Origin of the sequence: Paraburkholderia sp. Ac-20340 (genome assembly GCF_017104965.1) — a bacterium.
In the GTDB taxonomy this organism is placed as follows: domain Bacteria; phylum Pseudomonadota; class Gammaproteobacteria; order Burkholderiales; family Burkholderiaceae; genus Paraburkholderia.
The window spans coordinates 23,457-32,815 of sequence record NZ_JAAGPR010000061.1 but is presented as its reverse complement, the minus strand read 5'-3'; the positions used below and the strand labels follow the sequence as shown (position 1 = coordinate 32,815).

13 protein-coding genes and 1 pseudogene are annotated in these 9,359 nt (G+C 63.9%); 9 read left to right on the top strand and 5 right to left on the bottom strand.

All coding sequences use genetic code 11. From position 1 onward, the window contains the following. The 7 genes and pseudogenes from glyA to G3N59_RS36190 all read left to right on the top strand — a co-directional run. A pseudogene (gene glyA, locus G3N59_RS36220) lies at window positions 1-236 on the top strand (serine hydroxymethyltransferase); the annotation flags it as partial. An 18-nt stretch (window positions 237-254) separates the two neighbouring features. Continuing rightward, entirely contained in the window at window positions 255-737 is a 483-nt protein-coding gene (gene nrdR / locus G3N59_RS36215; protein ID WP_028220157.1) for a transcriptional regulator NrdR, read from the top strand. Window positions 738-904: 167 nt separating this feature from the next. Further along, the gene (locus G3N59_RS36210; RefSeq protein ID WP_205987806.1) at window positions 905-1,441 is read left to right on the top strand and encodes a GspH/FimT family pseudopilin; all 537 of its coding nucleotides are present in this window, start codon (window positions 905-907) and stop codon (window positions 1,439-1,441) included. Further along, window positions 1,438-1,824, top strand: a complete 387-nt coding sequence (locus G3N59_RS36205) for a hypothetical protein (protein ID WP_205987805.1) — start codon at window positions 1,438-1,440, stop codon at window positions 1,822-1,824. The genes G3N59_RS36210 and G3N59_RS36205 overlap by 4 nt, the downstream gene beginning before the upstream one ends. Next, window positions 1,821-2,603 (top strand): PilW family protein, encoded by a 783-nt coding sequence (locus G3N59_RS36200; protein WP_205987804.1) that lies wholly within the window; start codon window positions 1,821-1,823, stop codon window positions 2,601-2,603. Before G3N59_RS36205 ends, G3N59_RS36200 begins: the two co-directional genes overlap by 4 nt. Continuing rightward, window positions 2,600-3,127: a pilus assembly PilX N-terminal domain-containing protein gene (locus tag G3N59_RS36195; protein WP_205987803.1), complete on the top strand. Its 528-nt coding sequence runs from the start codon at window positions 2,600-2,602 to the stop codon at window positions 3,125-3,127. The genes G3N59_RS36200 and G3N59_RS36195 overlap by 4 nt, the downstream gene beginning before the upstream one ends. 14 nt (window positions 3,128-3,141) lie before the next feature. Next, on the top strand, window positions 3,142-3,564 hold the full coding sequence (locus G3N59_RS36190; protein ID WP_205987802.1) for a type IV pilin protein: 423 nt from the start codon (window positions 3,142-3,144) through the stop codon (window positions 3,562-3,564). Window positions 3,565-3,586: 22 nt separating this feature from the next. Here G3N59_RS36190 and G3N59_RS36185 read toward each other — a convergent pair whose 3' ends face one another. The 3 genes from G3N59_RS36185 to G3N59_RS36175 form a co-directional block, all read right to left on the bottom strand. Next, window positions 3,587-4,096 carry a DUF3318 domain-containing protein gene (locus G3N59_RS36185; protein WP_205987801.1) on the bottom strand — a complete coding sequence of 170 codons (510 nt, stop codon included), beginning with the start codon at window positions 4,094-4,096 and terminating at the stop codon, window positions 3,587-3,589. 10 nt (window positions 4,097-4,106) lie between these two features. Further along, window positions 4,107-4,490, bottom strand: coding sequence for a phage holin family protein (locus G3N59_RS36180; protein ID WP_205987800.1), 384 nt, complete (start codon window positions 4,488-4,490; stop codon window positions 4,107-4,109). 198 nt (window positions 4,491-4,688) lie between these two features. Beyond that, window positions 4,689-4,991: a YqjD family protein gene (locus G3N59_RS36175; protein ID WP_027817793.1), complete on the bottom strand. Its 303-nt coding sequence runs from the start codon at window positions 4,989-4,991 to the stop codon at window positions 4,689-4,691. Between the two features lie 441 nt (window positions 4,992-5,432). On the opposite strand from G3N59_RS36175, the gene G3N59_RS36170 reads away from it, so the two are divergent. Beyond that, entirely contained in the window at window positions 5,433-6,071 is a 639-nt protein-coding gene (locus G3N59_RS36170) for a peroxiredoxin (protein WP_205987799.1), read from the top strand. 140 nt (window positions 6,072-6,211) lie between these two features. Here the strand turns inward: G3N59_RS36170 and G3N59_RS36165 are convergent, their stop codons facing one another. Next, window positions 6,212-7,402, bottom strand: coding sequence for an acyl-CoA dehydrogenase (locus G3N59_RS36165; protein WP_205987798.1), 1,191 nt, complete (start codon window positions 7,400-7,402; stop codon window positions 6,212-6,214). Window positions 7,403-7,540: 138 nt separating this feature from the next. On the opposite strand from G3N59_RS36165, the gene G3N59_RS36160 reads away from it, so the two are divergent. Beyond that, window positions 7,541-8,341, top strand: a complete 801-nt coding sequence (locus G3N59_RS36160) for an IclR family transcriptional regulator (protein ID WP_205987797.1) — start codon at window positions 7,541-7,543, stop codon at window positions 8,339-8,341. A gap of 68 nt (window positions 8,342-8,409) precedes the next feature. Here G3N59_RS36160 and argF read toward each other — a convergent pair whose 3' ends face one another. Further along, window positions 8,410-9,339, bottom strand: a complete 930-nt coding sequence (gene argF, locus G3N59_RS36155; RefSeq protein ID WP_205987796.1) for an ornithine carbamoyltransferase — start codon at window positions 9,337-9,339, stop codon at window positions 8,410-8,412. Window positions 9,340-9,359: the final 20 nt, after the last annotated feature.

The following is a 9,359-nucleotide window of genomic DNA, read 5'->3' as shown; positions in this document are numbered from 1 at the left end:
CGCACATCACGGTCAACAAGAACGCGATCCCGAACGACCCGGAAAAGCCGTTCGTGACGAGCGGTATCCGTCTGGGTTCGCCGGCGATGACCACGCGCGGCTTCGGCGTGAAGGAAGCCGAGCAGGTCGGTAACCTGATCGCCGACGTGCTGGAAAACCCGGAAGACGCAGCAACGATCGAGCGCGTGAAGGCGCAGGTTTCGGAGCTGACGAAGCGTTTCCCGGTTTACCGCTAAGCCCTGCGATAAGCCAGCATGCGCTGCCCCTTCTGCCGGCATGAAGACACGCAAGTGGTGGACTCGCGCGTGTCCGAGGACGGCGCCGCGATTCGGCGCCGCCGTCGCTGCCCGGCCTGCGACAAGCGTTTCACGACGTACGAGCGGGTCGAGCTGGCGATGCCGGCGATCGTCAAGAAGGATGGCAGCCGCACCGAATTCGACCGCCGCAAGATCATGGCGAGCATGCAACTGGCGCTGCGCAAGCGGCCCGTTGCTGCCGACGCGATCGACGCGGCGGTTGCCCGCATCGAGTATCAACTGCTCGGTAGCGGCGAGCGCGAAGTGCGCAGCGAGCGTCTGGGCGAGCTTGTGATGGGCGAACTGCGCGAACTCGACAAAGTGGCCTTCGTTCGCTTTGCTTCCGTGTACCGCCGTTTCGAGGACGTCTCCGAATTCGAAGACGTGATCGAGGAATTCCGCCGTGCAAGCGGCGCGGCCACGCCGCCCAAAAAGCGCTGAACGCCAGCGCGCATCCTCTCTTCGCATTTCCTTTCTCCCAGCCGTTGCCCGTGACCCTCGCATTCTCGCGAGTGGATCGTGTGCGCGATAGCTAGCCATTCGGCTAATTGTTCCGATTCGTTTTCGTCGATAGATTGACTGCAATTCCTCATCGATAAGGATTGCAGATGAAATGCGCCGGCTTCACCTTGCTGGAAACGATGGCCGTAATCGTGCTGATCGCGATCTGCGCGAGCACGAGTGCGCCTGCGTTCGTTGCGTGGCGCGTGCGCGATCAGATGGATGCGCGTGCGAATGCGCTGCTCGGCACGCTGTCTTACGCGCGCAGCGAAGCGATCCGGCGCAAGGTGCGGGTTTCGGTGTGTCGTGTCGATGCGGCTCGCCAGTGTCTGGCGGCGGGCAAGCGTTGTCCATCAGGGCTGGCCGACTGGTCGTGCGGCTGGGCGGTGATGGCCGATCATGCGGGCGCGTCGCTGTTGCTGCGTATGCAGCCGGCGATCGATGAAATCGCGGTGGCGTCTGCGTTGACGGCGCTCACTTTTACGCCGCCGGCAGGGCAGACAATCGGCAGTTTGCGCAACTTCGAGATCGCGCCGCGCGTGACGTCGGCATCGACGCGTAGCGCTGCCTGGCGGCGCTGCATCCGCGTCGCGGCGGGTGGCCGCGCGCGTATCAGCGATGGTGCGTGCGGGAGCGGGTCATGAGCCGATATTCGCGAGTCGCGGCTGGGTCTGCGCTGCTGGAAGTCGTGCTGGCAATGGCGCTGATGGCGATGTGCGGCCTGGGTTTGCTGAGCGCGCAACTTGGCATCGCGCGTCACGCGTTGGCCAGCGCAACGCGCGCACGTGCGGCGTTTGCCGTCGATGCGATGGCGGAAGCCGCGCTCGAAACCGGCCCGGCCGCGCGCGAGCAATGGCGTACGCGTGCCGCCGCGATCGTGCCCGATGGTCTGCTGAGCGAATCTGGCTCGCAGATCACGCTTTCGTGGTCGGCGCCACGCGACGAGTCTGCACCGGGCGATGAATGCGCGAGTGCGGCCATGACCGAAGCAGGGCGGGCGTGTGTTGCGCTCGCGATCTCGCCATGAGAAAGCGCGCCGACGCAGGTCATACCTTGCTCGAATTCACGATCGCGGTCGCGCTCGGCCTGATCGTGATTGCAGGCGCCATCACCGCGTATCGTTCGCAGCGCCAGGCATTGGCGTATGCGATCGACGCCGCGCGGATTCAGGAGGCGGGTGTCAACGCATTGACGCTGATTGGCGAGCAGATCCAGATGGCCGGCTTCACCTCCGCAGACGACACAGCGGCGCTTACCGGGCCACCGCTCTTTGGCTGCGCCGCTGGGCGACCTACGGGCACAGGCGCGAGCCTCACGTGCGAGGCGCTATCGAATCGCTCGGACGGTATCGCAGTGCGTTATCGCGCCGACGGCGAATCGACGTGGCTCGCGACGAACGGACAAGCCACCGATTGCCTCGGCCAGGCGATTGGTGCATCGGCGGAGGAAGTGCTCAATCGCTTCCACGCGAAGGCGAGTTCATCGACCGGCGAGCCGGAACTGTATTGCGAAGGCACCGGCAAGATCGGCACTGCGCAGCCGCTGGTGGAAGGCGTCGAACGCCTTCGCTTGCGCTACTGGATTCCAGGCGCGACGCAAGCGTTGGACGCAGCCGCGTTGCCGCGCGAGCGCTGGGACGCGGTGGTGGCCGTCGATTTGTGCGTGCTCGTGCGGGGCGCGGCCCTATCGCGGCGCGTGCGTTATGTCGATTGCGATGGCGCATCGCTTATAGCAAGCGACGGCCGCGCGCGTCAGGCGTTCTGGCGTCATGTGGTGTTGCGCAACGCGCCTGGAGCGCAGTCATGAGGCGCAGTACGAGGCACGGTACGAGGTGCGGTACGACGCGTGAGCGCGGAATCGCCTTGCCGGTCGTGCTGCTGATCGTTTCGATGATGCTGGTCACGTCGGCGGCATCGTTCGAGTCGTCGCTTTTCGAGGCGCGTAACGCGGCCGCTGTGCTCGATCAATTGCAGTCGTTCCATGCCGCCGATGGCGCCCTGACGCTCTGCTCGCGTGCGTTGATCGATGGTGCGCTAACGGCGCCGCTATCGGCAGCGCAAACGGGTGAGCCGCAGCAGTGGCGACGTCAGGATACGTTCGAAGCATTCGCGACCACGCCTTTATCGACGTGGCCCGGTTCGCTGCGTCCGCCGCAGTGTCTTGTGGAGGCATGGCGTATCGAAACGCGGCCTTCCGCGCGAGCGTTTCTGGTCACGGCACGCGGTTTCGGCGCGGCACAGGACGCGCAAAGCTGGCTGCAAATGCAGATCGTGATCGATAACACGCGTGTCGAGCGTCATTGGCGGCGCATCGTCGCGCGGCCGTTTTGATGGACGGAGCAAAGATGCGGCTCAAGATCCGTGCTTTCACGCTGCTGGAGATGATGATTGCGCTCGCGGCGGCCGCTATCGTCGCGGCCTTCGCACTGCCGGGCTGGCGTGGCCAGATGGCGCGCGGGCATCGTATCGATGCGGTCGCGGCGCTGTATCGCGCGGCGCAGTATGTCGATGCGCAAAGCGGCGCGTCGGCGTCGCTGCCTGCTGGATTCGATCAGGCGCCGCCGTCGGGCAACGCGGTGTATCGGCTCAAGCTGAGGGCAGGGGATGATGCGAATGGCGGCTATGCAATCGTCGCAACGCCCACCGCAAGCGGGCCGATGCGCGGCGATCCGTGCGGCGCGTTCGTGCTCGAGGCGAACGGCGCGCACAGCAACGAAGCCATAGGAGAAAGCGCACCCGCCACGCGCGACTGCTGGCGCGAGCGCTAGCGAAGCCCGCTCGCTGCGAGTCTCAACCCGTGAGGTCGTCTTCGTCGGATGCGGCGCGACGGGCGCGGGTATCGGTGCCCGCGGTGCCCGTGGTGCCCGTGCGTTGGCGGCGCATCTGTTGCCACACGCGCCACGCTTCATACGCGGTGAAGGCAAGACCGCCCCACTTGACGACCGGTTTGGCCGCCGAAGCGATGCTGTCGCGCAGCGGCTTGGCCACCACGAACGACACGAGCGAGCTCAAGAGCGGATATTGCTTGAGCAGATTGCCGAAGCCCGTGCCCATGTTGCCCAGGCCGAGGTTTGAGGCGCTCGCGGCCGCGCGGCCGAAGCCCGGCACGAGAAAACGCAGCCAGCTGAAATGCGTGACGGACTCGCGCAGTTCAATGATCGAAGCGGCCATTTCGGCGCGTTCGACGCTTGCGCGCACCAGCAGCAGTTCCTTGCGCAGGGCGCGCATCTGCGGCGTCGAAAGATCGCGGCTACGCGGCCGCGCGGGGCGGAAGGCTTGATCCGGTCGAGATTGGCTCATGGCGTCGATGCTAGGGTTTGCGAAGGATTTCGCGATCCTTCTCGAATTCTTCGAGCGTCGCCTGGAAAACCATTGGCGCGTTACGCAGTCCCTGACGCGCTTTCAGTGCGCAGACGAGGGCGGCCAGGGCATACACGAGCGTGATGCCGGCAAGCGATTGCCAGCGCCAGGTGTCCCAGAAAGCGATCGCGACGAGCGCGGTCAGCGCGATCAGCGCCATGGTCGCCAGCATCATCGCCGCGAGTCCGAGAAACAGCACGCCCAGCAGGCGTTCCTTCTCTTCGGCCAGTTCGATGCCGATCAGCTCGAGACGCGTCTGGATGATCGAGAACGCGGAGCCGAGTAGACGGCGCAACGGCCCATGTTCGTTCTGCGAGCGGGTGTCTGTCGTCATGGCGAGTGAGGGTTGCGCCAACGTATCCACGTTGGCGGGCGCGCGAAAAAAGCTGCGCGGAAAGCGCCCAGAAAAGACAGGCCGGTGCAGCGCACCGGCCTGTCAGCTCAGCGCTGGGCCGAAGCGGTGTGCGTCGGTGTGCGACGTCACCGGTTCGCGAGCGGTACGGCGACCGTCTCGCGACAAGCTTCAGCCGATTTACTTGCGGTTGATCAGCAAGCCCACGAGCACGCCGACACCGGCAGCGATGCCGATCGATGTCCACGGATGTTCGTGTACGTAGTCGTCGGTCGCACGTGCGGCCTTCTTGCCCTTCTCGACGACGACGACCTGAACGTCCGCCGCCTTTTCCTTCGCCTGCTTCAGGCGCGAGAGGGCCGTTTCACGCAGCTCCGAAGCACGTTCGCCGGTGGCGCTCGCCGCTTGCTTGAGCAGGTCCTCTGCATCCGCGAGGACGGTTTTGATATCCGACATCAGCCTCTCCTTATTGACCTCTGACATTGACTGGCTCCCAACGTGTCACATTACGCGTGAATCGTAACAAAGAAACGAGCGCTGGCAAGCGTGGCGCGCCGCTGTCGTTGCTCGTTCGTCGAAAAATCGACGCACGATTCGTTCCTGATTGCTGCCATCGCGGGCGTTTTTCTCGCTTCCAGTACGGATAGCGAGTGCTCGCTACGGTTCCGACGACGCTGTACGAAAAAACGTCGGGGACTGACATGGAGTTGATCTGACACGTAAAGTTTCCGGTCAGCGATTCAAAATTACAAAAACTCATACCGGTGTGACCCGATGTTCGTTCGCGGGGCATGACCGTGCCCTGTATGCTTCAATATCGTGAATGTCCACCGGCGCAGCGGGCCGCTATCGCCCAGCGCGCGTCATGCCGGATCAACCGGGCGGTGCGCCTCGCTTCGCCCATCTCGTTAAAGGAACCGCACCATGAGTCTACGTCTTGGCGATATCGCACCCGACTTCGAGCAGGATTCGAGCGTTGGCCGCATCAAGTTTCATGAGTGGCTCGGCAATAGCTGGGGCGTGCTGTTCTCGCATCCGGCCGACTTCACGCCGGTTTGCACGACCGAGCTGGGCCTGACCGCGAAGCTCAAGGACGAGTTCGAAAAGCGCAATGTGAAGACGATCGCGTTGTCGGTGGACAGCGCCGAGTCGCATAACGAGTGGATCAAGGACATCAACGAGACCCAGGCGGCGAGCGTCGGTTTCCCGATCCTCGCGGACGGCGATCGTACGGTGTCGACGCTGTACGACATGATCCATCCGAATGCGAACGAAACGCTGACCGTGCGCTCGCTGTTCGTGATCGATCCGAACAAGAAGGTGCGCCTGATCATCACCTACCCGGCGAGCACGGGCCGCAATTTCGACGAAATCCTGCGTGTGATCGACTCGCTGCAACTGACCGATAACTATCAGGTCGCGACGCCGGGTAACTGGAAGCAGGGCGACGACGTCGTGATCGTGCCGTCGCTGAAGGACGAGGACGTGATCAAGCAGAAATTCCCGAAGGGTTACAAGGCGCTGCGCCCGTACCTGCGCCTGACGCCGCAGCCGAACAAGTAAGCGCTCACCGCGTTTGCTGCGCGCGCCGCAAGGTCGCCTGCCGTAAAGGCCGCAAAACAAAAAGCGCCGCACGTTCAATCGTGCGGCGCTTTTTTGCGTGTGAATCGGACGCGAGCGGGCGAGGACGCCGAAGCGGGCGCTTAGAAAAACGCCTGAATGCCCGTCTGCGCGCGGCCGAGGATCAGCGCGTGGATGTCGTGCGTGCCTTCGTACGTGTTCACCACTTCGAGGTTCACGAGGTGGCGCGCCACGCCGAATTCGTCCGAGATACCGTTGCCGCCCAGCATGTCGCGCGCAAGACGGGCGATATCGAGCGACTTGCCGCACGAATTGCGCTTCATGATCGACGTGATTTCGACCGCGGCCGTGCCTTCGTCCTTCATGCGGCCCAGACGCAGGCAGCCTTGCAGGCCGAGCGTGATTTCCGTCTGCATATCGGCGAGCTTTTTCTGGATCAACTGATTCGCGGCGAGCGGGCGGCCGAACTGCTTGCGATCGAGCACGTACTGACGCGCCGTGTGCCAGCACGATTCCGCCGCGCCCAGCGCGCCCCACGCGATGCCGTAGCGCGCCGAGTTCAGGCAGGTGAACGGGCCGCGCAGGCCCTTCACGCCCGGCATGAGGTTTTCTTCGGGCACGAACACTTCGTCGAGCACGATTTCGCCGGTGATCGAGGCGCGCAGGCCGACCTTGCCGTGAATCGCCGGCGCCGACAGACCCTTCCAGCCTTTCTCCAGGATGAAGCCGCGGATCTCGTCCTTGCCGTCTTCTTCGAGCTTGGCCCAGACGACGAACACGTCGGCGATCGGCGAATTCGTGATCCACATCTTCGCGCCCGAAAGCGAGTAGCCGCCGTTCACCTTCTTCGCGCGCGTGACCATGCTGCCCGGATCGGAGCCGTGGTTCGGCTCGGTCAGGCCGAAGCAGCCGATCCATTCGCCGCTGGCGAGCTTCGGCAGATATTTTTCCTTTTGCGCGTCCGAGCCGAATTCGAAGATCGGCACCATGACCAGCGACGATTGCACCGACATCATCGAGCGATAGCCCGAATCCACCCGCTCGACTTCGCGCGCGATCAGGCCGTAAGCGACGTAGTTGAGGCCCGGGCCGCCGTACTGTTCGGGAATCGTCGGGCCGAGCAGGCCGACTTCGCCCATCTCGCGGAAGATCGAAGCGTCGGTCTTTTCATGGCGGAACGCTTCGACCACGCGTGGCGCAAGCTTGTCCTGCGCGTAAGCGGCGGCGGCGTCGCGCACCATGCGCTCGTCTTCGGTGAGCTGCTGGTCGAGCAACAGCGGATCTTCCCAATGGAACTGGGCGTGTGCGGCCATGGTGTCTCTCCTGAGTCTCTTAACCCGATCGGGCAACGGCATAGGGTAATTTGCGCTTGACTTGAGTTCCGCTAAGCGGAACAATGTTTTGCAAACTGACTTCAGTGTATCACTAGCCCGCTTATGTCCGCACCAGAAATGAATCCCTCTTCCTCGTTCGCGTCGACGCTGGCTGCCGGGCCGATCGACGAGCGCAAATTCGTCGTCGCGCTCGCGCGCGGGCTGGAATTGCTGCGGGCGTTCCGGCCCGGCGAGACGCTGCTCGGCAATCGCGATTTCGTCGAGCGCACGGGATTGCCCAAGGCCACCGTGAACCGGCTTGCCTACACGCTGACCATGCTCGGCTATCTGCGTTTCGACGAATCGCTGGGCAAGTACGCGCTCGATGCCGGCGTGCTGTCGCTGGGCTTTGCGCTGCTCTCGGGCACGGACACGCTGGAGTTGGCGCGTCCGCATCTGCGTGCATTCGCGCGCGAGGTGGGCGCGGCGGTGTCGCTGGGCGGGCGCGACGGGCTCGACGTGATCTATCTGGAGACGATTCGCAGCGAAACGGCGCTCACGCTGGGTCTTGCGTCCGGCTCGCGGCTGTCGATGCTGACGAGTTCGATGGGGCGCGCGTATCTGGCCGTGCAGCCGCTCGATGTCCGCACGGCGCTGTTCGCGGAGCTGGAGAAAGCGGCGGGCGCGGACGGTCCCGCACAGGTCGCCGCCGCGAAGCGCGAGATCGAAAACTTCGCGAAAGAGGGCGCGTGCTTTTCGTTTCGCGACTGGCACGAGGACGTCAACGCCGTGGCCGTGCCGTTTCGCGAGCCGCGCGAGCGGCGCTGGCTGGTGCTCAGTTGCAGCGGACCGGCTTCGTCGATGGGAGAAGAAGTGTTTCGCGAGCGCGTTGCGCCGCTGCTGAAGTCGCTGGCGCGGCGGCTGGGCGAAACGGTTTGAAGCACCGCTGAAAAACAAAAAGCCGGGAAACGATCCCGGCTTTTTGACGTGCTGCGCGCGTTAATGGCTCAATGATTGAGCTTGCCCAGCAGCAGGAATTCCATCAGCGCCTTCTGGACGTGCAGGCGGTTTTCCGCTTCGTCCCAGACCACGCTTTGCGGACCGTCGATGACTTCGGCGCTCACTTCCTCGCCGCGGTGAGCGGGCAGGCAGTGCATGAAGAGTGCGTCGGCGTTGGCGCGCGCCATCATTTCCGCGTCCACGCACCAGTCGGCGAACGCCTTCTTGCGCGCTTCGTTTTCCGCTTCGAAGCCCATGCTCGTCCACACGTCCGTGGTCACGAGATCGGCGCCCGCGCAGGCTTCGTTCGGGTCCTCGAACACGGCGATGAACGGCTTGCTGCTTTCGGCGACCAGCGCCGGATCGATCGGATAGCCCGGCGGCGTGGAAATGCGCAGCTTGAAGTCGAGGATCTCAGCGGCTTCGATCCACGTGTAGAGCATGTTGTTCGCGTCACCGACCCACGCGACGGTCTTGCCGCGGATCGGGCCGCGGTGCTCGTAGAACGTGAAGATGTCGGCCAGCACCTGACAGGGGTGGTACTCGTTCGTCAGACCGTTGATGACCGGCACGCGCGAGCTTTCCGCGAAGCGGCGGATGATGTCCTGGCCGAACGTGCGGATCATGATGATGTCGACCATGCGCGAGATCACCTGCGCGGAATCTTCGATCGGCTCGCCGCGGCCGAGTTGCGTATCGCGCGTGTTCATGAACACGGCGTGGCCGCCCAGCTGGAAGATGCCTGCTTCGAACGAAAGGCGCGTGCGCGTCGAGTTCTTCTCGAAGATCATCGCGAGCGTGCGGTCGTGCAGCGGATGGTAGGTCTCGTAGTTCTTGAACTTGCGCTTCAGGATGCGCGCGCGCTCCAGCACATAGTCATATTCATCAAGAGAGAAATCCGAGAACTGCAGGTAATGGCGAATGGTCCGGGAGGTCATGAAGCGAAAACGGCGCCCGA